At 48.3% G+C, this 21,985-nt stretch carries 19 protein-coding genes; 4 read left to right on the top strand and 15 right to left on the bottom strand.

Going from position 1 to position 21,985, the window contains the following annotated elements; genetic code table 11:
* The first annotated feature begins 59 nt into the window (after nt 1-59).
* The gene (locus ACDJ58_RS28820; RefSeq protein ID WP_413374146.1) at nt 60-1,718 is read left to right on the top strand and encodes a glycerol-3-phosphate dehydrogenase/oxidase; all 1,659 of its coding nucleotides are present in this window, start codon (nt 60-62) and stop codon (nt 1,716-1,718) included.
* Between the two features lie 68 nt (nt 1,719-1,786).
* A complete protein-coding gene (locus tag ACDJ58_RS28825; protein ID WP_413374147.1) occupies nt 1,787-2,791 on the top strand; it encodes a Gfo/Idh/MocA family protein in 1,005 nt (334 codons plus the stop codon).
* 116 nt (nt 2,792-2,907) lie between these two features.
* On the opposite strand, the gene ACDJ58_RS28830 is transcribed toward ACDJ58_RS28825, so the two are convergent.
* Complete coding sequence (locus tag ACDJ58_RS28830) at nt 2,908-3,195, bottom strand: winged helix-turn-helix transcriptional regulator (RefSeq protein WP_413379873.1); 288 nt, start codon at nt 3,193-3,195, stop codon at nt 2,908-2,910.
* Between the two features lie 418 nt (nt 3,196-3,613).
* On the opposite strand from ACDJ58_RS28830, the gene ACDJ58_RS28835 reads away from it, so the two are divergent.
* Complete coding sequence (locus ACDJ58_RS28835) at nt 3,614-4,000, top strand: DoxX family protein (RefSeq protein ID WP_413374148.1); 387 nt, start codon at nt 3,614-3,616, stop codon at nt 3,998-4,000.
* A 114-nt stretch (nt 4,001-4,114) separates the two neighbouring features.
* On the opposite strand, the gene ACDJ58_RS28840 is transcribed toward ACDJ58_RS28835, so the two are convergent.
* The 5 genes from ACDJ58_RS28840 to ACDJ58_RS28860 form a co-directional block, all read right to left on the bottom strand.
* Nucleotides 4,115-4,951 (bottom strand): DNA alkylation repair protein, encoded by an 837-nt coding sequence (locus ACDJ58_RS28840; protein WP_413374149.1) that lies wholly within the window; start codon nt 4,949-4,951, stop codon nt 4,115-4,117.
* Between the two features lie 79 nt (nt 4,952-5,030).
* Nucleotides 5,031-5,726: a Crp/Fnr family transcriptional regulator gene (locus tag ACDJ58_RS28845; RefSeq protein ID WP_413374150.1), complete on the bottom strand. Its 696-nt coding sequence runs from the start codon at nt 5,724-5,726 to the stop codon at nt 5,031-5,033.
* A gap of 128 nt (nt 5,727-5,854) precedes the next feature.
* On the bottom strand, nt 5,855-6,373 hold the full coding sequence (locus tag ACDJ58_RS28850) for an AbrB/MazE/SpoVT family DNA-binding domain-containing protein (protein WP_064641751.1): 519 nt from the start codon (nt 6,371-6,373) through the stop codon (nt 5,855-5,857).
* A gap of 105 nt (nt 6,374-6,478) precedes the next feature.
* Nucleotides 6,479-7,159: a CidB/LrgB family autolysis modulator gene (locus ACDJ58_RS28855; RefSeq protein WP_413374151.1), complete on the bottom strand. Its 681-nt coding sequence runs from the start codon at nt 7,157-7,159 to the stop codon at nt 6,479-6,481.
* Nucleotides 7,156-7,527 (bottom strand): CidA/LrgA family protein, encoded by a 372-nt coding sequence (locus ACDJ58_RS28860; RefSeq protein ID WP_413374152.1) that lies wholly within the window; start codon nt 7,525-7,527, stop codon nt 7,156-7,158. The genes ACDJ58_RS28855 and ACDJ58_RS28860 overlap by 4 nt, the downstream gene beginning before the upstream one ends.
* 165 nt (nt 7,528-7,692) lie before the next feature.
* On the opposite strand from ACDJ58_RS28860, the gene cidR reads away from it, so the two are divergent.
* A complete protein-coding gene (gene cidR / locus ACDJ58_RS28865; RefSeq protein WP_413374154.1) occupies nt 7,693-8,577 on the top strand; it encodes a cidABC operon transcriptional activator CidR in 885 nt (294 codons plus the stop codon).
* Between the two features lie 165 nt (nt 8,578-8,742).
* On the opposite strand, the gene gcvPB is transcribed toward cidR, so the two are convergent.
* From gcvPB to ACDJ58_RS28910, 9 genes are all read right to left on the bottom strand, one after another.
* A complete protein-coding gene (gene gcvPB, locus ACDJ58_RS28870) occupies nt 8,743-10,311 on the bottom strand; it encodes an aminomethyl-transferring glycine dehydrogenase subunit GcvPB (RefSeq protein WP_413374155.1) in 1,569 nt (522 codons plus the stop codon).
* Between the two features lie 27 nt (nt 10,312-10,338).
* The gene (gene gcvPA, locus ACDJ58_RS28875) at nt 10,339-11,739 is read right to left on the bottom strand and encodes an aminomethyl-transferring glycine dehydrogenase subunit GcvPA (protein ID WP_413374156.1); all 1,401 of its coding nucleotides are present in this window, start codon (nt 11,737-11,739) and stop codon (nt 10,339-10,341) included.
* 48 nt (nt 11,740-11,787) lie between these two features.
* Nucleotides 11,788-12,570, bottom strand: coding sequence for an SDR family NAD(P)-dependent oxidoreductase (locus tag ACDJ58_RS28880; protein WP_413374157.1), 783 nt, complete (start codon nt 12,568-12,570; stop codon nt 11,788-11,790).
* A complete protein-coding gene (locus ACDJ58_RS28885) occupies nt 12,563-15,694 on the bottom strand; it encodes a glycoside hydrolase family 2 TIM barrel-domain containing protein (RefSeq protein ID WP_413374158.1) in 3,132 nt (1,043 codons plus the stop codon). The genes ACDJ58_RS28880 and ACDJ58_RS28885 overlap by 8 nt, the downstream gene beginning before the upstream one ends.
* 31 nt (nt 15,695-15,725) lie before the next feature.
* Entirely contained in the window at nt 15,726-16,538 is an 813-nt protein-coding gene (locus ACDJ58_RS28890) for a carbohydrate ABC transporter permease (RefSeq protein WP_413374159.1), read from the bottom strand.
* Nucleotides 16,538-17,524, bottom strand: a complete 987-nt coding sequence (locus ACDJ58_RS28895; protein ID WP_413374160.1) for a carbohydrate ABC transporter permease — start codon at nt 17,522-17,524, stop codon at nt 16,538-16,540. The genes ACDJ58_RS28890 and ACDJ58_RS28895 overlap by 1 nt, the downstream gene beginning before the upstream one ends.
* Nucleotides 17,525-17,548: 24 nt before the next feature.
* Complete coding sequence (locus ACDJ58_RS28900) at nt 17,549-18,811, bottom strand: ABC transporter substrate-binding protein (RefSeq protein WP_413374161.1); 1,263 nt, start codon at nt 18,809-18,811, stop codon at nt 17,549-17,551.
* A 129-nt stretch (nt 18,812-18,940) separates the two neighbouring features.
* On the bottom strand, nt 18,941-20,125 hold the full coding sequence (locus ACDJ58_RS28905; protein WP_413374163.1) for a response regulator transcription factor: 1,185 nt from the start codon (nt 20,123-20,125) through the stop codon (nt 18,941-18,943).
* Nucleotides 20,103-21,848 (bottom strand): sensor histidine kinase, encoded by a 1,746-nt coding sequence (locus ACDJ58_RS28910; protein WP_413374164.1) that lies wholly within the window; start codon nt 21,846-21,848, stop codon nt 20,103-20,105. The genes ACDJ58_RS28905 and ACDJ58_RS28910 overlap by 23 nt, the downstream gene beginning before the upstream one ends.
* Between the last annotated feature and the right edge of the window lie 137 nt (nt 21,849-21,985).

Consider the following 21,985-nt stretch of genomic DNA (forward strand, 5'->3'; position numbering starts at 1 on the left):
GTGGTCTTTTTTTTGTGCTTTTGTGGGTATAACAAAGGTAATCAATGGGAGGAATCGGGATGACAACATCGTTCTCGGCGGAAAAGCGTACCGAATATCTGGATCGGATGGCGAATGCACATTTTGACATATTGATTATTGGTGGGGGAATCACGGGAGCCGGGATTGCGCTGGATGCAGCTTCCCGCGGATTGAAGACAGCACTGGTGGAAATGCAGGATTTTGCGGCAGGCACATCCAGTCGTTCGACCAAACTGGTGCATGGCGGTCTGCGGTATCTGAAGCAGTTCGAAGTGAAAATGGTGGCTGAGGTGGGACGGGAGCGAGCAGTTGTGTACGAGAATGGGCCGCATGTGACGACACCTGAACCGATGCTGCTCCCCATCTATACGGCGGGTACCTTTGGCCGCTTCAGCACGTCCATTGGCCTGATGGTGTATGACCGGCTTGCCGGAGTGAAGCGTAGTGAACGACGCCAAATGTTAAATGCCGGAGCCGTCTCAGACAGTGAGCCTTTGCTGCGCAAGGACGGACTGCTGGGTGGTGGACGTTATGTGGAATACCGCACGGACGATGCCCGGCTTACCATTGAAGTGATGAAGGAAGCGGTACAGCGCGGTGCACAGGCCGTGAACTATGTGAAGGCAGCAGAATTCCTGAAGGAGAATGGGGTTATTACAGGTATTCAGGCTGTGGACCAGATCAGTGGTCAATCTTATGATCTGCGGGCAACCAAAGTGATTAATGCTTCCGGTCCATGGGTGGATGAGCTGCGCAAGATCGATGGGTCCCGCCAAGGCAAAACGTTGCAAATGACGAAAGGTATTCATCTGGTATTCGACGGTACGCGTTTCCCGTTAAGGCAGGCTGTATATTTTGATACACCGGATGGACGAATGGTCTTTGCTGTCCCGCGGGATGGGAAAACCTATGTAGGAACCACAGATACCGTCTTCGAAGATGATCCCGTACACCCGTTAATCTCCGAGGCAGACCGGGATTATGTCATCGATGCCGTCAACGGCATGTTCCCGGACGTTCGGATTCGTGCCGAGGATGTGGAGTCCGGTTGGGCGGGAGTACGTCCCTTGATCCATGAGGAGGGTAAAGGACCCTCCGAAATTTCGCGCAAGGATGAAGTGTGGGTAGCCCCTTCGGGGTTGATCACGATTGCTGGGGGGAAATTAACCGGATACCGCAAAATGGCCGAGATGGTTGTTGATCTCGCTGCTCGCCAATTGGAGCAGGAGACGGGGAGATCCGTTGGACCATGTATAACGAAAGAGATGCCAATCTCTGGAGGCCATGTTGGCGGTTCCACTGGATTTGGCACGTATACTGAACGCAAGATCAAGGACGGCGTCGCACTTGGACTCGACCGATCTGCTGCGGAACGATTAGCCCGAGTATATGGTTCCAATGTGGACGCACTGTACGAGCGGATGCCTGATCCGCGGGCAAAGGCTGAGCTGCATGACATGCGGCAGGGACTGCTGCTGATGCTGCGTTATGCCATCGAAGAGGAGATGGCTGTGACACCGGCAGACTTTTTTGTGAGACGTACCGGAGACCTGTTTTTCCGCATTGACGAAGTCCGTCAGTGTAAGACAGCGGTTATTCAGTTTATGGCTGAACGCCTGGATTGGCGGGAGGAGCAAGCGATACGGTTTGCGAATGAACTGGATCAGTTGCTCTTGGAATCATCGGGCAAAATTTAATGCAGGATTTCGCATCTGGGGGTCGAATGGAACATGTAAGCGTGTAACAAGGAGAGGGGACTACATCTATGACTTTACAGATCGGAATCATTGGAACAGGTTGGTTCAGCAAGGTACATGCAGATATTCTGGCACGAATGGAAGGCGTTCGTGTAGCAGCTGTCTGTGGAACAACGCTAGAGAAGGCGGAGGCCATGGCCTCCGTCTATGATGCTGTTGGCTACGGTGAACTTGAACATATGCTGGATGGTGAAAAGCTGGATGCAGTCTATATCTGTGTACCTCCGATGTCTCACGGATCGATTGAAGCTGAATTAATTCGCCGGGGTATCCCGTTCCTGGTGGAGAAACCGCTGAGTACAGGCATGGATATTCCTCGCCAAGTGCTGGATCAGGTACAGAAGTCCGGATTGTTGACATCGGTAGGTTATCATTTCCGTTATCAGGAGGCTGCACAGGTACTGAAAGAAGCGATGAAAGAGCAGACCGTCGGCATGGCGCTTGGGCGCTGGATGGGCGGAATGCCAGGAGTCGCCTGGTGGCGTCGCCAGGAAGGCTCCGGGGGGCAGTTTGTCGAACAGACGACCCATATCGTGGATTTGCTGCGGTATTGTGCTGGTGAAGTGACAGAGGTGTACGCTGTAGCAGCCCAGCGCAGCATGCATGAGAAGCATGAACATGTCACGGTAGCTGATGTGGCGAATGTAACGCTTAAGCTGGAGAGTGGAGCGATCGCAAGCATTGCTAACACTTGCCTGCTGCCAGATGGTGAAGGCGGCGCAGGGCTCCAGTTCTACACGGACGCCGGAGTCTGGGATTGGACGCCTGAACGTCTTCTTCTGCCAAGTGCTGCCCCTCATGTGATGGCAGGTCTGGAGATTCCAGCAGGGCACAACCCGTATGAGCGGGAAAATGAAGCGTTCATTCACGCCCTTCGTACCGGAGATCGTTCACGAATTTTGTCCGATTATGCGGATGCCTGCCGTACACAGGAAATTACAACGGCGGCATTGGTTTCGGCAGAATCGGGATTGCCGGTACAGCTTCAGCCATCCAAACATCTCTCGCATTAATCCTTATTATGATGTAACAAGAAATATAAGCCCGTGAAAAAGACGCCTGAATCTGGACTGATCCGAAGATCAGTTCAATTCAGGCGTCTTTGTGTTGTAAATGAATCAGAATCTGGCTACTTAGTAGACTGCTGCTGTTTCAACCAGTCTGAGGACCAGTTGTAAATCTGATTAATGACGGGTTCAATGGCTCTGCCTTTGGGCGTCAATTCGTACTCTACGCGAGGCGGAATTTCAGGATACATATGCCGGGTTACGATACCTTCTATTTCCATTTCCTTCAGACGTTCGGATAATAACCGACCGCTAATCGCCATTTCTGCTTCCAGCTCTGTGAATCGTTTGGGTCCGGATAACAGTTGGTACATGATGAGCAGTACCCATTTCTTACCAATGATATCCATGGCTTGAGTAATGAGACAGGGACTTGGCGATTTTACTTTTCTCAGCTTCAACGTGTTCACCTCGATTCAAGTAAGTATTGATGGATTTCCTCGTATATATAAAAGTGCGTGGCTTTCTGCCGCTCTACCAAAGTAAGGGACAATGAAGTCAACATGTTACTACGAAATGTACTGTAACATACCTTTTGTATGTATTATACACTATTCGTCAAAAAATTACTTGAATAAATAATGTTATTATTATATACTCACTTCATAAAAGTAAGTTAATGATTATTAATATGTATAATATCAGCACGTACCATTTTTGCAGTGCAAACTGCCAATTTTAAAAATAAAGTTACGTTGTAACTTTTACATAGATTGCTTTTTATACAACAGATGGATTTGGATATTCATTTTCAGGAGGATTATACATATGAACAAAGGCTTAAGAATTTTGGGATATATTGCGTTGGTTGTGCTTGCAGCTATGTTTGTAATGGCAGGCTTTAACAAGGTTAGTGGGGCAGAGATGATGGTACAGACTTTCGAAGGGTTCTCCTATCCTACATGGACGATGTATCTCATTGGTGCAGTAGAGCTGCTCAGTGCGGTGGGCCTGTTGATTCCACGTACTCGTATTCTGGCTTCAGGAGTATTGACGTTCATTCTGATTGGGGCTGTGGGAAGTCATCTGATTTACGGACAATATGCGGCTGTTCCTTTCCCAGCGGTGTTACTGGTTGCCAACATTGTCGTCCTTATTATGGGCATGCGTAAACTGGAAGCAGAAGAAATGGATATCGATCTCGTGCAGGTCTAAGAGATCGATTTGGATTCGAATGTTCCAATATGAAGAAGATGACCACTGCAATGGAGCGGTAGTCATCTTTTTTTATTGTCGAAGGGGCTGTCCCACGAAAGGACTGCTTTGAGATTAAAGGCTTCTTTGACCACGTGTGATGATCCGCAGCGTATGCTTAGTATCTGATTGCTGGATCCAGGTGTCGCATACCTGGCGAACCCAATCCGGGTTGGTTTTGGCAACGTCGTTCAGCCAGTTGCTGACAGAGTCCTGTACATATTTATGAGCATCCGATTTCACATGGTTCAGCAGAGGCAGAGCTATCGCAGGATTTTCTTTCAACTCCTGAATATGTTTGGACCATACACCATGCGGTCTTGTCGACTCTATGGTAAACCGTCGAACCAGTGGGTCGGGATCGATCGCCCAGTCCATGAGAAACGCGAGCGCTTCCGACAATTCAGCTGTAATCGGCTGTCGAACAGCCATCCAGGCAATTTCTCGTACACCAAAGTGATGATCTGCGGCAAAGGGACGGATACGATCCAGTTTTTCAATCAGGCTTAAGCGGGAATCCAATCCGATGATATAGGCTGCCCAGCAGCGTACACTGTCTGAACGGTGTTCTGCAAGGGAACGAAAATGACGTACTCGCTCCTTTTCCTCCATTCGTTCCAGAAGGTTGAGCCAGTTCGCGGCGATAGTCGGAATGATTTTCATGATCCGCTGCTCATTTATCTGTGCTAACTGTTCCGTCATTTCCCGGGTGACGGCATCCATTCCCCGTTCATGAGCGACCTGCTGAAAAAGGAGAATGTGATCAACGGCGAGCCACTCCGTCAAATTTACTGATTCGATATGCCCCGATTGCAGTAGGTTGCGGATATGATCCGGGATCTCAATCCCTTTACGGGCACCTTTGCGAAGCAGAACATCCTCGGGTATATGCAGTTTTTTCTGTACATCCATCGCCGTACTCCTCCTTGCATGTATGTGGATTCATCATCTACACGATACAATTGGCAGCAGGTTAGAGATGTAATGTGGCTTACAACTGGGTGTTAGCGGTGCATGAAGCGGATAGTTCATTACGATGCAGGGCGACGGATTTGAATCCGGTACGAATACGGCCAACCCTTACGAGATCTTGCAGGGCAACACTGACAGACTCACGCGTGGCTCCAGCCATCCAGGCAATCTCCTGATGGGTCAGTACAAGGTTGATCCGACAGTAATCTTCTTCTTCCACCCACCCCATCTGATCCGCCAGTCGAGTAAGATTATGCATAATTTTGTCATGCAGGTTACCCAGGGCCAGCTTCTGTGTTAACTCACTCATACCCTTGATTCGCTCGCTGAGTACTTTCATCAGATTCATCATAAACTCGGGGTGTTCAATCAGAAATTGTTCAAAACGATGCCTGTTCATCAGGCAAATATCGCATTCCTCCATGGTTTCGATATATACGGAACGTGTGCCAAGTGAAATGCCGTTCATTTCCCCAAACACATTCCCTTCTTTCAAAATATCGAGAGTAAACTGTTTCCCTTCTTCCGATAATGTGTACAGGCGGACTTTCCCTTTTTTCACAAAATAAAAACCTTCCGCAAATGTATCCGGTGTCTGGATCAGCGTATTCCTGGCCAAGGTCGTGATGGACGTCATGCTGTCCATTTCGATCAGGTCTGCCTCGGACAAGGAGGACATCAGATTGAATTGTGATAAATAGAGGATTTTATCCATAACATTCCTTTCCATTACCGTATAAATATAAAAAAAAGAAGAACCCACGGAGTTCAAAGGGTTCTCTTGCAACGGGACTTCTTGAAACGGAAGGTCTCCTGATTAATAAATAATCGAATAAATTCCTATTATAGTAGTTTTTTAAGTTGGGAGACGCGTCCTTGGCTAATGCCAAGCTTTTCCGCAATTTGCTGTTGAGCCAAACCAGGATTCTGTTCAACAATTTCCTTCATCTGTTGCAGCATGCGTGCCGTCTTCGGCCGCAGGTCCGGGTACTCATGGTTGGCAGCTGTAGTCCCTTCTTCCCATGCGGGAGATGAGACTGTGGCGGATTCGGTAGCAGGACGCTCCACGGGTGCAGGAGCCTGTTTGTTTGGAGGAACGAACCAATCGGGAGTGTCATCCGGGTGTTTTAATTGAATTGCACAAGTCCGGCAGATGAATTGCTCTTTGAAATACATTTCCGTATCCACATCACCGCAAAAAATACACAATGTTGATTTGTACTTTCTCAAAATCAACTCTTTCCCTTCAATGAAAAACTCGAGCGGATCGCCGATATGGATTTCCATCGTATCCCGCATTTCTTTGGGAAGGACTATTCGTCCAAGGCGGTCCAGAGATCTCTTCATTCCGGTTCTTTTCATCGCATCTCCCCCGCAATATTCACAATTAAAACCTGTCCTTATTGTAAGGAAGAAAGGGCTTTAATACAACAATAATATTTCAAGAAATAGGGTTAATTCCATCTATTATGGGAAAATAAGTTTGGATAGCACGGGTGCAACCGCCAATGTGAACAATGCGGCCAGTACCATGGAGATGCTGGAGATGGTTCCTGTCAGTGAACTGAGCTCAAATGCCTTGGATGTACCTGTGCCATGGGCACCGGTTCCAAGTAGCGTTCCACGTGCAATCTCACCATCAATACGCAGCATTTTCACAATGGATGGCCCCATAATCGTCCCCAGCAGACCGGTCATGATGACAAAAACCGCCGTAACCGCCGGAATGCCTCCAATGGTAGCCGATACATTCATGGCAATAGGGGTCGTGATCGATCTCGGGATCAGACTATGAATGAGTCCGGAGTCCAGGCGCAGCCATTTGGCGAGCAGGGCAGAAGAGAGGACCGCCACTACGGAGCCCGTCATAACGCTGAAGACGATCTCGGAAATATGTTTTTTGAGTACATGGAAAAACGTATAGAGAGGTATGGCGAAGGCCACCGTTGCCGGTTGAAGCAGCAGACTTAGCCATTTACCACCACTGCTGTAGGCTGCGTAATCCGTACCTGTAGCGAGCAGCACGCCGACCACCAGAAGCGGCGTAATCAGCAGCGGAGACAGATAAACTTTGGGCAGATTGCGATACATGCGTTTGGCGACCCAGTATATACCGACGGTTAACAGTAGGCAGAGAAATCCAATCATCCGGTGTGACGCTCCTTTCGTTTGGCGATTCGGGTGGCAACAAGGCCTGTGCAGGCCATGACCAGAAATGTGCTAAGCAGAACAATAAACAGAATTTGCAGTCCGTCTTGTTCCAGCATGGGCATGTAGTTCATAATGCCGACGGCTGACGGGATGAAAAAGAGCAGCAGCTCACCGAGCAGCCAGGCAGCTCCAATTTCGATCCAGCGCAGCTTCACGACCCGGGTCTGAAGCAAAATGAACAGTACAATCATACCAAGTATGGAACCCGGTACAGGTAGATGGAGAGTACGGGCCAACTGGTCCATGAGCAGTGAAAAGGCCATCAAGAGCGCAACTTGCAAAATGCCAAGGCCCCATTTCTTCACTTCAATCCCTCCTTGTATAATGAACGTGATAATTTTGAGTTGTTTATGAAAATGAATGGAAACGTTGTTTTGTATAACAAATTTTACATCGCATTCTTTCATGAGTAAAATGCATATTAAGAATGTTTACCATTCCATTTATCTATGAGAGATGGGGATCAGACGATGGATATCCGCCATTTGCAATATTTTCTGGAAGTTGCTCGGCAGCAAAGCTTCACCAAAGCGGCTGAAGTGCTGTTCATTACACAACCGACCATTAGCAAAACAGTCAAAAGCTTGGAAGATGAATTAGGCGTAACTCTTCTGGATCGTTATGGCAAGAAGGTAGCGCTGACGGATGCAGGGCATGTCTTTTTTCGGCAGGCGCTGGAGATTGAAAAGTCATTTCGCAGCTTATCGTCCGAGTTGGACGATCTGATGAATCTGAAGAAAGGACACCTGCGGATCGGTTTGCCACCGATGGTGGGGTCCAGCTTTTTCCCGATGATTATTGGTGAATTTCACAAAGCCTATCCGCAGGTAACCATTCAGCTATTCGAGGATGGTGCGAAAAAAGTGGAGGCCGATGTCATCAGCGGTGCACTGGATATTGGTGTTGCGGTATTGCCAACGGTGGATGAACTGGTGGATCATTTTGTTTTTGTAAAAGAGAAGCTGAATCTGCTCGTACACCCGTCGCATCCGCTCGCTGCCAAGGAGTCGGTCGCGCTGCGTGAACTGGAGCATGACGCTTTTGTACTGTTCCGGGAAGACTTTGCGCTGCATGACCGGATTATTGTCGCCTGCCAGCATGCGGGATTCCAGCCCCGGGTGGTGTATGAGAGCTCTCAGTGGGATCTGCTCAGTGCGATGGTAGCGGCCAATCTGGGTGTGGCGTTGCTGCCAGAGACGATTTGCCGTGAGGTGGATCATATGCGTGTGCGCATTATTCCCGTTGTGGAGCCTGTAATTCCGTGGCAGCTCGGCATGATCTGGCGGAAGGACCGATATTTGTCCTTCGCAACCCGGGAGTGGATCAGTTTCACACAGTCCATGCTGAGTGAATAAGAAATTCGGTGTATACTCCAACTGAAAGCGATAGAATGTATATTAAAATGACCCTCAACGCGTGTTGAGGGTCATCTTTACTTTTATGTCTATTTATAAAATGAGTAATATTAATGTTCCACTATAAGAACAATACGAGTAGGTGCTGCGTGCATGATAATGTGGTTAGTGAAGCTCTGGCTGTGTTTTTTTCAAATATGCACGCCAGGTAATACACCATTGCTTCGGATCGTCCAAAGATGATTCGTCATTGCGATGCACAGTGCTATTATGCGGAGCCGATTTGACGATATCTGGCTGAGTATAGGCTTCATTCGAGATATGCTCCAGCGCATGGATATATTCGTCGAGATCCTCCTTGGAATAGGATTCGGTTGGCTCCAGTGTGAACGGCTGTGGAACAATATATGGATGATGAGAGGTCCAATAATGCAAGCCAAAGTCACACATTCTCCGCGTAATATCCTCCGTGGTCACTCCAGTCTCATCCGTGAGCTGTTTCCAGCTGTAGCGTACCTGTTCTAAACGGCGTCCTTGGACATACGGGGCACTCGCTCCGCGTATTTGAACAATTTTATGATATAAATAGTTGTTATTCAGTACCGCCACCTGAGCGACATCCTTCAGACCGTCCGGTCCGAGGCTCATAATCCAGGCGTAGGAACGGAGTACAGTTTGGGCTACACCATGAAAACTCCGTACCTTACCGATGCTGACTTCCGTTTGATCTCTCAAGATATAACGTCCGTCATTATTCTTATCCACCAAAGGGCCGGGCATGAACTTCTTCAATTCTTCCGTCACACCGAGAGCGCCCGTAGCAGGACCGCCGCACATATGGGGCGCAGCAAAGGTTTTGTGAAGATTGAAAAAGCACATATCAAAACCCGCTTCCTTCGCTCGTGTAATCCCGAGCAGGCCATTTGCGTTAGCCTGATCATAGTAGCAGACACCACCAGCGTCGTGCACCACATCCGTAAATTCGCGGATACGATGGTTGTAGATGCCTGTGTCCTCCGGATTAGCTACAACAAATCCGGCTGTCCGCTCGGAGACAACGTTCTTCAGCTTCTCAAGGTCCGGGAATCCATCCTCGTCTGGATGCAACGTAATAATCTTATATCCCTTAACGGCAGCTGTAGCAGCCTGGGAGGGGTGAGAGAAGATTGTTGTAATGATCTCGTCACGTTGTTCACCATCACCGCGCGAATCATGATAGGCGCGAACGATGGAGGCCATAGCCAAAAGTGCCTGGGTTCCGCTACTCGGCTGAAAGGAGAACGCATCCATACCCGAAATCTCTCGCATTGCCAGATCGAGATTGTGGAATATCTCCAGCATCCCCTGAACAGAATCCACATCCTGCAGCGGATGAAGCTCGGTCATACGTGGATTGCGGATAAGCATTTCGTTAATCCGGGGAATATATTTCATCGTGCAGGTTCCCTGCCCAATCTCCACGTTCATATCCGATCCCAGCGTTTCTTGGGATAATCTCAGATAATGCCGCAGTACCTTTGCCTGCCCGATTTCTGGCAAAGCGGGAATATTGCGCCGCCGCATGGATGCCGGTATGTTGTCTTCTGCGGAGCCTACTTCAGCAGCTACAGCCGCTTCCGTTCCCGGCGGGATGACGCCCCGCTCTCCGGGCCGGTGAAGTTCAAAGATAACGGGCTCATCCCATTTAGCTTGGTGAAACATGCGAACCTTATGATCTCTGCGAATCCGTTTCATGGCGTTCATTCCTCCTCTATATGATCATTATGATGTGCTGACAATGGAACGAAGAGTATCGACGAGTCGGTCCAAATCAGCCTGGGTATGCGTTTCCGTGACGCAGTACAGTGCACATTGACCCCATGATGGGTAGGATGAAGACAAATCCTTACCACCGAAAATCCCTGTCTCCATTAATCTCTGGTTGATCTCCTCAACAGTTAGACCTGTATCATTAAAATCAACAACAAATTCTTTAAAAAAGGTGCCATTTTCGAAGCGAAGTGACACACTTGGAATTCGTGATATCTGTTTTGCAGCGTAATGCGATTTCTGGATAATGGTGCTACCAACCTCCTGCATTCCGAAAGGACCGAGGAGGGCCAGATATACTCCTGCCGTAATGCCCCATAAAGCGGTCTGAGTTCCTACCGATTCCTTGCCTTTCTCCCGAAGAGCGAATGAAGTACGTTCATAGGCAACATCTCCGAAGCCATATTCGCCTTCCACTTCGGTTGGCACGATACCAAATAACCGGGAAGGGTATTCCATTACGTATTTTTCCTCATCACGTGTTGCGATAAAGCCAGCCTGCCCACCGCCAAAGTTCATATGCATACCCAGCGGCTGTAAATCTCCGCAAATGATATCGGCCCCGTAACGGCCCGGAGGCTCCAGAACTCCAAGTGATATGGGATCAACACCTACAATAGAAATGGCATTAATCTTATGAGCCAGTTCAGATATCTCGGCACCCTGATCCTCAATGATTCCAAGGTAACCGGGATTTTCAAAGTAAATCGCCGCGATATCGTCGCTTAATTTGCTACGCAGATCATTCAGATCCATTCGTCCTGTTGCCTGATCGATGTCAACATACTGGATATCCATGACCGGAGTGCAGTAATTACGAATAATCGCCGCCTTATCCGGGTCTACGGATCGCGGGAGCAGCACGATTTTGCGCCCTGTAATACGCCCCGCCATCCGAATCGCGGTGGAAGCCGCCTGAGCCCAGTCAAAGGTTGGAACATTCACGACATCCATGTCCACGAGCTCGGCAAGCAGGCTCTGATATTCGAATAGGGCCTGGAACCGACCATGGTCTTCGTAAGGCTCTCCAGCATAGGCTGTCACGAATTCAGAACGCTGATTGATCTCATCGCATACAGCTGGGATGAAATGCTGCCAGCATCCTGCACCCAGAAAATTAAGATAATCTCCACTGTACTTGTTCTTCGCTAATAGTCCGTCAATATGTCGGCGCAGTTCGTGCTCGTTCATGGCTGGCGGAAGGTCCATCTCCCGCTTCAGCTTCAGGCTGTCAGGGATCGCGTCGTGGAGTTGCTCCATAGACGTGAGACCAATTTCTTTCAGCATCGCGTCCCGGACCTCCGGAACGGTATTTGGAATATAGGGATGGGCATATGTTTTGTTGTCAGCCACAATTAACGCCTCCGTTCATATGTTGAAAAAATAGTAGTTCTATCCGCGCTAAGCGATTCCGCCTCCGTCAACAACGAGCACACTGCCTGTTACCCATGAGGACAAGTCACTCGCTAGGAACAATACGGCATTCGCGATATCACGCGGTGTACCTAGACGTTCCAGAGGTCTGCCTCCTGCAGAGGCAACCAGAAATGCTGACTCATCCTGTTGTAACTGCTTCGCTTCGTCACGCAGGAGTGGTGTATCCGTATCCCCTGGTGATACACAGTTTACTCGAATATTCGCCGCTCCATGGTCGATAGCCATGGCACGTGTCAGATTGACAACGCCTGCCTTTGCTGCGCAATACGCTGCTGCGCGGTCTCCACCTTTCAGTCCCCAACCTGAACCTGTGTTAATGATGCTACCGCCGCCGCTTTGCTCCATAATGGGAATTACATATTTAGAGAGGAGGAAGACGCCTTTGAGTGAGACATCGAATACAAGATCCCAATCTCTTTCATCCAACTCGGTAACCGTTTTGCGGCGGATAACCCCTGCATTATTGAACAGGACATGAATCCCTCCAAGAGCTGATTTAACCTCTGAGGCTGTACGTTCGCAGTCTGCAGCAGAGGTTACGTTGCAGCAGTAAAAGCTGGCCTGACCGCCCTGTTCACGGATACTGGCGACGGCCTCGTTACCGGCCGCCTCATTAATGTCAATCAAGACAGCATGTGCCCCGAAGCTCGCTAGAAGCCCGGCGGTGGCAAGCCCAATGCCTGATGCCCCACCAGTAACAACAGCTACCTTGCCAGATAAATTCAAAACGTCCTGTGTATTAAGCATCTTGATCTTCCTCCATTTCATATTGCATCGCTTCTGTACTCATTCGGCGGCTCAGCCTTGTAGGAGCGCTATCCTCCGCCATATACGCTTGAAGCAAGATGCGGAACCGGAACGCTTCCGGCTTAACTGTATTCTCAGGGGACTGTGCTGGGCCGCAGCTGTTACTTCCCAGTCCATTCTGTCGGTAATCCAGATTCAGAGTAATGAAATCACGAGGTGTCAAATCGCTCATATGCTGCGCCTTCTCCAGATCACCGTCCGTGTAACATCTGGCGCTGAAATCAAGCGTTGGCACTCCTGCCGCTAGCAGACCAATTCCTGCTCCATCGACTATCGACATCCATCTAACATCTGTCCGATTTCCGTTCTCTTGGGGATAGATATACGACGTGAACAGTCCATCTACACTGCTCTGATATACTCCGAAGCGTCCGGCCTCCCGGCTATCCGAATAGCTCTCTCCCGGCCCGCGGCCATACCATTTCACACGGTCCATATCACCGGGAACTTCCATTTGAAGACCGATTTTCGGCAGCATGGCGGGTGGTGTTCCTTCCGGCATTCCCTTCACGTCTATAATGATTAGTCCGCTTGCAGTAACCGTATAGGACGTTTCGCAGCGGAAGCCCCAGTCGTAGACAGGAGGTGCTATACGTGAAGTCCAAGTTATACGAACGGACGTTTCATTCAATCGATCCCAGTGGAAGTTATCTATCCGCTCGGTCAGTCGATCGAGGTGTGCCTTGCGCCAATCCGGGAGCACATACATATCGTTATCAATCGGAGCACGCCAGAAATTCAGTCGTGGTCCATGTTGAATGAGTTCCTTTCCGTTCAAGCGAAGCGACGTGACCCCTGCACGTAGACGATTAAAAGAAATACGGAAACTGTCATTCGCAAGGATTAGCTCTCGTCCTTCTTCGGTGACCGATAATTTCTGCTCTACAGACAGCAGGGATGAGGGAGATACGGCTGATGTTGAATGATTCGGCAGTGCAAACTGCGCCCAAGCGACCTCATGCCCCTGTGCTGCCCAAGCGCAGTCTGCTGCCAGCGTGAATCCGACATTCAGCCACGTCTCCGTACCCGGCTCGAGATGAATCGACTGTTGATCTGCCAAATTCAAGTTTGGAATCAATACGTTTGCGCTATCACCCGGACCAATCTTCGAAAGCACGAGTACACCACTGTTAACAGTTCTTCCATCAGCCGTGATACTGTAATGAACCTGCAGATGATCTAAAGTCACAAAGTCATACCGATTCGTTACGCAAATCTTTCCTGCGTCTATCAATTCGACCCTCACAGGTTCGATGATTTTCTTATATTCAATGAGTCCTGGAGAGGGGGTGCGGTCTGGGCGAACAAGTCCGTCAATAACAAAATTACTGTTATTTGGTACATCTCCGTAATCTCCGCCGTAAGCATAGTCAGCCTTGCCATCGATTAATTTTCTGCTAAGCCCATGATCGATCCATTCCCAGACAAAGCCGCCTTGAAGACGCCGATAAGCATCAAAGGTGTCAAAATACGTCCGTAACCCTCCGGGTCCATTACCCATCGCATGGGCAAATTCGCATAGAATATGCGGTTTCGGATGATCGGTTAGCTGGCCGAATCCTTCCATTTTCTCCACGGAGGAATACATCGTGCTCACCACATCACATACTTCCGCTTCACGGTCTTCTTCATAATGGATAAGACGTGTGGAATCATTGGCTTTGCACCACTCAGACATCGCACGGAAATTGCAGCCGAAGCCCGATTCATTGCCAAGTGACCAGAAAATCACGGAAGGGTGATTTTTATCGCGCTCCACCATACGGCGGATGCGGTCAACATAAGCATCCTTCCAAGCGGGGTCGTCGCTAAGTCGTGAAATATTACCCAGCGGCTCAAAGCCGTGTGTCTCCAGGTCCGTCTCTTCCATAACGTATAACCCATACTCATCACATAGATCATAGAACCTCGGATCGTTCGGATAATGTGCCGTCCGCACGGCATTGATATTGTGCTGTTTCATCATCTGGATATCTTCGAGCATGGTGGATACCGTAACGGTTCGCCCCGTATCTGGATGATGGTCATGCCGGTTTACTCCTTTGAGAAGGATCGCTACTCCATTCACCAAGAACTGTCCATCCTTGACTTCCACACGGCGGAACCCGACTCGCTGGGCAATCGTTTCTATAACCTGATTCTTCGAATCGACCACTGAAATGATCAGATGATATAAATAAGGAGATTCAGCATTCCATAAAAAAGGCTTCGCCACAGGCAGATTGAACTCGACATGTGAAGGATGGTTTAGATTTTTCTCAGCAGACAGGGTCTGCTCTCCAACGTTATTCAGCAGTTGCAGCTGCACCTTGCCCTGAACTTCTTCTCCATCCAGGTCTAAGCGGACCGACAGTACCGCATTGGTAAACTCTGTATCTAACTCCGTTACAATTCGATAATCTGTAATGCGGGATGCCGAAGGTTCGGAAACCAGATAGACATCCCGGAAAATGCCACTCATCCACCACATATCCTGGTCCTCCAAATAACTACCGTCAGACCACTGGTATACCCGGACCGCCAATCGGTTAATTCCCGCCTGCAGGTAAGGGGTCAGATCGAACTCTGATGTCAGCCGGCTGCCTTGGCTGTAGCCGACAAATGAATCATTCAGCCATACATGAAAGGCGCTATCTACGCCGTCGAACTTAAGTGAAACAACTCTTCCATCCCAATGGTCTGGCAGCGTAAATTCCCTTACGTAGCTACCCGTTGGATTATCGTTAGGTACATGAGGAGGATCAACAGGGAATGGGTAGTCGAGATCCGTGTAATGCGGATTTCCGTAGCCTTGCAACTGCCAGTGGCCAGGAACACGAATATCATCCCAACCTGAGGTGTCATATTCATTTTGATGAAAGTCCGGGGGTGCCAGATCCGGCCCCTCAGCAAATTGGAACTTCCAAATACCGTTCAGCGATTTGAACCAAGGAGAGCTTCCTCTGTCATAGCTCAGAGCACTTTCTTTATTGGAATGAGGAATAAAATATGAGCGACTCTTCGCACGGTTTCTCTCCAGCACGCTGAGGTTATCCCAGTCGCGCTCAATGTTCATAACAGTCATGATCGTCATTCCCTTCCTCTATCTGTGTGTCCTATCCTTTAATACCTGTCGTGGCAATTCCGCCAACAATGTAACGCTGGGCGAAGAAGAAAATCGCAAGTGGCGGAATCGAAATTAAGCAGGTGATGGCCATGATGGATTGCATATCAACACCGTACATGCCCTTAAATTGAGATAGGCCAAGTGTTAACGTATATTTCGTCTGATCATTCAGGAAAATGAGCGGTCCCAGATAGTCATTCCAACAACTCATGAACTGGAATACGGAGACCAGGATCAGCGAAGGTCCCATCAGCGGCACGATGATTCGCAGCAGAATCGTCATTTTACTAGCGCCGTCAATCGTCGCTGCTTCATCCAGCTCCCGAGGGAGGGTCATAATGAACTGCCGCAACAAAAAGATATAATAGGCAGAGCCGAACCACGATGGAATAATCAGCGGTTTGAGTGTGTTGATCCAACCCAAATAGTTAAACTCCATATACTGCGGAATCATCGTTACTTCCCAAGGGATCATCATGGTTGCTAGGACGACAAGAAATAGGAAATCACGCCCTTTGAAGTGGAATCTGGCGAAGCCGTAAGCGACGAGTGTACAGGATATCAGCTGACCCAGGGTGGATAAAACCGTAACGAGCAGTGTGTTTTTCAAAAATAAATTAAAGGGCTGGATGTTCCATGCCTCTGCGAAGTTACTGAATTTCCAGACGGACGGAATCCATTTGGGAGGAAACAGATAGAGCTCCTGCGGTGATTTCAGTGCTGTGGTCACCGCCCAGAACAGGGGGGCGATGAATAGCAGTGAGAACCCGATCAGCAACACGTATGCAACTATTTTTTTCATCAGGACCGCCCCCTTTTACTGGCCTTAAGTTTCTTCTGCGGCTGCTTTTTCATTTCACCTTCATAGAACACCCAGGCTTCCGAAGATTTGAATACCAGAAACGTCAAGGTAAGCACGATCAGAAACATAAACCAGGCATTGGCGGCAGAGTAACCCATCTTAAAATATTTGAAAGCGTTCTCATACATATACATCGCATAGAAATAGGTTGATTTCATTGGCCCGCCTCCCGTAAGTAGCAGGGCAAGAGTTAACTGCTGGAATGCTGCAATAATTGATGTAATGAGATTGAACAGAATGGTTGGCGTAATCATCGGAATGGTCACACTCAAGAACTTTCGGATTTTACCTGCTCCGTCGATTGAAGCGGATTCGTACAGGTCCTTAGGAATGCCTTTAAGTCCAGCCAGGAAAATAAGCATCATCGATCCCTGTCCCCAGAGGCTGGCAACGACCATCGCAACAAGTGACCAGTTCGTATCATTCAGCCAATCGGGCCCCTGAATGCCAAGGACAGACAAGAAATAGTTCAGAATTCCATAGTCTCCGCTGTATACCCACGACCAGATCATAGCAAGCGCCACACCTGAGATCACGGAGGGTAGATAAAATGCCGTACGGAAAATGGCGCTTCCTCTAACCCTTTGGTTTAGCAGCATGGCAAGTCCGAGTGCAACTACAATATTGAGCGGAACGAAGAGGGCTGCAAATTTCAGTGTTACAAATAAAGATTTCCAAAAAAGCGGATCATTCGAAAACATCTCTACGTAGTTGTCTAGCCCGATAAAAGTTACCTTACCGACGATTGGCCAATCAAAAAATGAAATGACCAGTGAGAACAGTAGGGGACCTAACGTGAAGACAATAAATCCAAATATCCAAGGGAAGATAAAGAGGTAGGGTGCAAGCCCACCCCATTTGCGTTTTTTCAAGGCCTTAAGGGTAGCTGTCGGTTCTGATGTATTCTGCAGGTAGGTCTGAGCCATCTCCTAACCTTCTTTCTACAAGTGTTATTTCAAAAATCGCTCGCTGTCCTTAACCGCCTGATTCAGCGCTTCTTGGGCATTGCTGCCGTGCATAACTGCTTCCACTGCAGCCGACAGCTGTCGGTTCACTTCATTCCACTTCGGATTGAGTAGAAATGCAGGTGTATTATCCGAACGCTCAAGCATGGTGTAATAAGGTTTGTAGAGCGGGTCCTGATCCTTTTTGAGCTCGTTTACAACACTTTGTCGTACTGGCAGGTCAGCAACACGCATTTTGATCGATTCATTAGAGACATAGAATTTAACGAATTCCCATGCCAGATCTTTGTGCTTGGAGTCTTTAGCAATAGACAGGGCAGATTCTGCAAGTACACCTTTAACCGGTTTGCCTGGAAAAGCCGGAATTTCGACCGTACCTACATCAACTCCTGCTTGTTTGAATGATTCGAGCGGCCAGATTCCGCTTTCCCACATGGCGATCTTACCGCCTTTAAAAATATCATCACCGCTTTGCTGGCCTTTACCACCTGTGAGCACGGCACTGCCGTTCTTGACCATATCACCAAACATTTGGATAGCTTCAGCGGTTTCTTTACTGTTCATGTAGCCTTCGATGCTTTTACCGTCCGGGGAAATAAAGGAGCCACCGTTGCTCCAGACAAAGCCCTGCAAGTCATACGTATCATTCTCGGCACGGGCACCGAAGCCGTACTGCTTCTTGGATGTGTCCGTCAGCTTCTTAGCGATATCCTGGAATTCGCTCCATTCCCATCCGTCCTTAGGATAAGGGACACCGGCAGCATCAAAGAGCTTTTTGTTATAATAGACGACACGAGTCGTGAAGCCGGCCGGAATGCCGTATAGCTTATCGTCAATTTTTCCATAGTTGAACAATCCTTTGTAAAAATCATCTATCTTCAGGTCTTTATCCTTTTCTGCGAAGCTATCCAGTGGTTCAAGAGATTGATGGTAAGTAGGGAAGTCCCACATGTACATGACGTCTGGCGGGTTACCCGCTCCAAAGCCTGCGGCAAGCTTCTGGTCAAATCCGTCCGCATAGGCCTCAACCTGCACCTTTGTACCGGGATGTTCTGCTTCAAACTTCTTGGCGATATCCTGCTCAATTTTGAGCGCGTCTCCCGTATCCCAGGTTGCAAAACGAAGTGTCTTCGTCTGATCCGAACCGCCGTTTTCCGGATTGGCTGTTCCAGCGTTACCGCTGCATGCAGACAGTATAGATACCATCAGCGTCGTTGCAAGGACAATGAGTGAAATTCTCTTCTTCATATCGTCAGCTCCCTGTCAGTGAGGTTTATAATAATTGAACCGCTTTCATCGTAACGCGAATGAAAGCGGTTCAAAACGTGTATCTATTCGAATGTTGTTGTGATTTTGTTCGAATTATTGAAGCAGGTGTCAATCTGTTCGGGACCTTTCGTCTTTTTGTTGGGCACGGTAATGGCTCGGTGTCTGACCCGTACAGCGTTTGAACCATTTGCTAAAATATTTGCTGTCCCCAAGTCCTGTTCGCTCGGCAATTTCCTGCATGGTTAGGTGTGTATCCCGCAGTAAGCCATAAGCAAGGCGCAGTTTCCGTTTATATTGGAAGGCAATGAAACTATCACCGACAGCCTTCTTAAACAGAATGGAGAAATGACTGCGGCTGAGCCCAACCTCTTCCGCCAGTTCGCTGGCTGACCAGTCAGCTGCGGGATTAGCATATAGTAGATTCACGGCTTTCCAGATCGGATCTGGCCAATGATTTACGGATATCCCATACAGCTTCTCTAGCTCAGCTTCTTTATGAAGGTTTTGGAACGCCTGCTTCAGATCATCGCTGTTGAGCAAGGATTCTTTACGAGTCCACTTCAACTGACTGCATTTGCTCTTACTCTCTACCAGAAGGCTGTCTGCAGACCCTCGCAGCGTATCAGGAACGATCCAATAGTAGTATTCTTCTCCATAAGGAATGGTCGTACCCTCGCGCATGCTACGGTCATTCTTCTCAGCTTCTTGTAGTAGCTCGGTCCAAGATGCTCCGCATTCTGCCGTTCGAATCAGATATATCAACAGCGGCTGACCATTAACATGCGATTGACCGCCATGCAGCTTCTCCAGCTCCTCTGGAAATTTACAGCTATGCCCGTTCAGCCATGCAAAGAGCAGTGTTTCCATACGTTCTTCATCCTTTGGAGAGGGGGGAGCGGAGACAGACAGTTCCTGCTGGAACTTCTTTAACATGTCTTCAAGTTCTTCGTCCTCAAAAGCGGTTTTCAAAAGATATCCGGATGCCCCAAGTTGAATTCCCTGCTGTGCGTATTCAAAATCTCGGTGGCAACTGAGCAGAATTATTTTTGTCTTCGCCGCCATCTCCTTTATCTTGCGAGACAGCTCAATGCCATCCATCTCTGGCATTACAATATCGGTAATTACAATTTCAGGCCGATGCTCCAGAAAGGCTTCCCAGGCTTTTTGTCCATTGGGCGCGTCTGCTATAACTTCCATTCCAAATTTCTCCCAAGCTACGGTCGAACGTAGACCTTTCCGTACAATACTCTCATCATCTGCAATCAGCACCTTAATTCTCTTTGCTGTATCCATCCGGACGCTCCTCCTCTTTGGGCCAATGAATGACAATCGCTGTACCTTCACCCTTAGTCGAATGTACTGTAAGTCCGTACTGCGAGCCGAAATGCAGTTTGAATTTCTGGTCTGCGTTCTGGACGCCTAATCCTCCGCGACCACGACGTTTCGGATCTGGAAAAAGCAAACGCTCCCGTTTTTCTTCTGTCATACCTGCTCCATTATCCCGGAGAGTCAGCAGAAGCTCATTCTTTTCTACGGTGACATCGAGCTTGATAATACCGATCCCATCCGTGAATCCGTGGAAAAATATATTTTCAAACAGCGGCTGAAGAGTCATACGCGGGATCAGATACTGCTTCAGTGAGTCCTCACAATTCAACTCATAGCTGAACACATTTCCGTACCTGATCTCCTGAATTTTCAGGAAATGCTCAATCATGCGTAGTTCTCTGCCCACCGTGATCAGTTCCTGCGATATATCCAGATTTCCTTCTAGCACCATCGTTAAGTGATACAACATCTGACGGATATCATCAGCCCCTTCGAGACGGGCCTTCCACTGAATGGAGTTCAACGTATTGAACAGCAGATGGGGGTTAATCTGATAATGAAAAGCCTTCAGTTCCGCTTCCTTTTTGAGTCTTTCACTCTGTTCCACTTCTTGTACGAGTGATTGAACACCACTTACCATCCGGTTAAAACTCATATCAAGGCTACCTAGCTCATCTCTACCTTCGATCGGCATCCGTGTATCCAGCTTACCGAAGCTGACCTTCTGCATCGAATCCTTTAGCGTGAGAATACGCGCTGTAAACCTCGATGAGAACAGATAGGCGAGTCCAAAGGCAAGCACACATGAAATAACTGCCACGACAATGGTATTCGACCTAATAATGCCCGAGGATAGGTAGAAGGCTTTGGCAGGTAATCTTGCTTCTATGGTCCACTGGTTCACGGAAAGCGTCCGAGTCCATGTAATATCACTATCCTTCTTCGTAAAAGCTGAAGCGCTCTCATACACAACCCTTCCGTCCGAAGCTTTAATGGTCAGATGCGACTTCGTATCTGTCTCAAATAGTTTGAACATATGGATCAGTTCCTGCGCATTCTCCTCTATGAGTATGGTACTGCCGTTTTGCGTTCCGTTGGAATTATGAATCGGAACAGCGAGCCCAAGGACGGGGAGATTCGAATCGCCTGAGCTGCTCATTGCGTGATTTTGCATATAAAAGCCGAGCCAATATAATCCTTTATATGAAGCAGGTTTTGTCTTCCATTCTGGAATGTTTCTCAGCTTGTCAACATTCAAATTGTTCTCTCCGTAATAATAGCCAGAGGGTGTAATGATATAGATTCCAGCGGTTAGATCCGTCCGCAGCGATTTAAGTAGTGCTTCAAAGTCATTCTTCTCAATGATTTCACTATAGGTTACAGGTGCCTGATTCCTTAGATCTGTATGGGCGGGATCAAGCAAATACGAGTAGATCGTTTCACTCATTTGTTTCATTCGGCTTAAAGATGAGCTCGTTTGCTGCTCCAACTGCGCTACGGCATTTTCACCATATTTGCCAAACTGGGAATTAATAATTTTGGCGGATTGGTAATAGGACAACGCACCTAGCGAGAGCAGCGGAATCAGAGTCACGATGAGAAAACAGAAGAGCAGCTTGGTCCGTATACTGCGGTAGGAACCAGAGAAAATGCGTTTATAAAGCTGCCTGATCCATTGGATGTTCATAAACGGTTTCCCCTCTCGCTAATAACTACATCTACCTGCATTCTAGCACGGACAGGTAGCCTATAGAAGAATCCAATCATTTCATGGTAACGCTTTCAATTTGTTGTGTGCAAATAAAATTTTTCAAAGAAACGGTA

This window comes from Paenibacillus taichungensis (genome assembly GCF_047302525.1).
Taxonomy (GTDB): Bacteria; Bacillota; Bacilli; order Paenibacillales; family Paenibacillaceae; genus Paenibacillus; species Paenibacillus taichungensis_B.

What these genes read in the sequence shown, in the direction of transcription:
- ACDJ58_RS28820 (WP_413374146.1), top strand. Translation starts at nt 60, where the DNA reads ATGACAACATCGTTCTCGGCGGAAAAGCGTACCGAATATCTGGATCGG.
- ACDJ58_RS28825 (WP_413374147.1), top strand. Translation starts at nt 1,787, where the DNA reads ATGACTTTACAGATCGGAATCATTGGAACAGGTTGGTTCAGCAAGGTA.
- ACDJ58_RS28830 (WP_413379873.1), bottom strand. Translation starts at nt 3,195, where the DNA reads ATGGATATCATTGGTAAGAAATGGGTACTGCTCATCATGTACCAACTG.
- ACDJ58_RS28835 (WP_413374148.1), top strand. Translation starts at nt 3,614, where the DNA reads ATGAACAAAGGCTTAAGAATTTTGGGATATATTGCGTTGGTTGTGCTT.
- ACDJ58_RS28840 (WP_413374149.1), bottom strand. Translation starts at nt 4,951, where the DNA reads ATGGATGTACAGAAAAAACTGCATATACCCGAGGATGTTCTGCTTCGC.
- ACDJ58_RS28845 (WP_413374150.1), bottom strand. Translation starts at nt 5,726, where the DNA reads ATGGATAAAATCCTCTATTTATCACAATTCAATCTGATGTCCTCCTTG.
- ACDJ58_RS28850 (WP_064641751.1), bottom strand. Translation starts at nt 6,373, where the DNA reads ATGAAAAGAACCGGAATGAAGAGATCTCTGGACCGCCTTGGACGAATA.
- ACDJ58_RS28855 (WP_413374151.1), bottom strand. Translation starts at nt 7,159, where the DNA reads ATGATTGGATTTCTCTGCCTACTGTTAACCGTCGGTATATACTGGGTC.
- cidR (WP_413374154.1), top strand. Translation starts at nt 7,693, where the DNA reads ATGGATATCCGCCATTTGCAATATTTTCTGGAAGTTGCTCGGCAGCAA.
- gcvPB (WP_413374155.1), bottom strand. Translation starts at nt 10,311, where the DNA reads ATGAAACGGATTCGCAGAGATCATAAGGTTCGCATGTTTCACCAAGCT.
- ACDJ58_RS28880 (WP_413374157.1), bottom strand. Translation starts at nt 12,570, where the DNA reads ATGCTTAATACACAGGACGTTTTGAATTTATCTGGCAAGGTAGCTGTT.
- ACDJ58_RS28885 (WP_413374158.1), bottom strand. Translation starts at nt 15,694, where the DNA reads ATGACTGTTATGAACATTGAGCGCGACTGGGATAACCTCAGCGTGCTG.
- ACDJ58_RS28890 (WP_413374159.1), bottom strand. Translation starts at nt 16,538, where the DNA reads ATGAAAAAAATAGTTGCATACGTGTTGCTGATCGGGTTCTCACTGCTA.
- ACDJ58_RS28895 (WP_413374160.1), bottom strand. Translation starts at nt 17,524, where the DNA reads ATGGCTCAGACCTACCTGCAGAATACATCAGAACCGACAGCTACCCTT.
- ACDJ58_RS28900 (WP_413374161.1), bottom strand. Translation starts at nt 18,811, where the DNA reads ATGAAGAAGAGAATTTCACTCATTGTCCTTGCAACGACGCTGATGGTA.
- ACDJ58_RS28905 (WP_413374163.1), bottom strand. Translation starts at nt 20,125, where the DNA reads ATGGATACAGCAAAGAGAATTAAGGTGCTGATTGCAGATGATGAGAGT.
- ACDJ58_RS28910 (WP_413374164.1), bottom strand. Translation starts at nt 21,848, where the DNA reads ATGAACATCCAATGGATCAGGCAGCTTTATAAACGCATTTTCTCTGGT.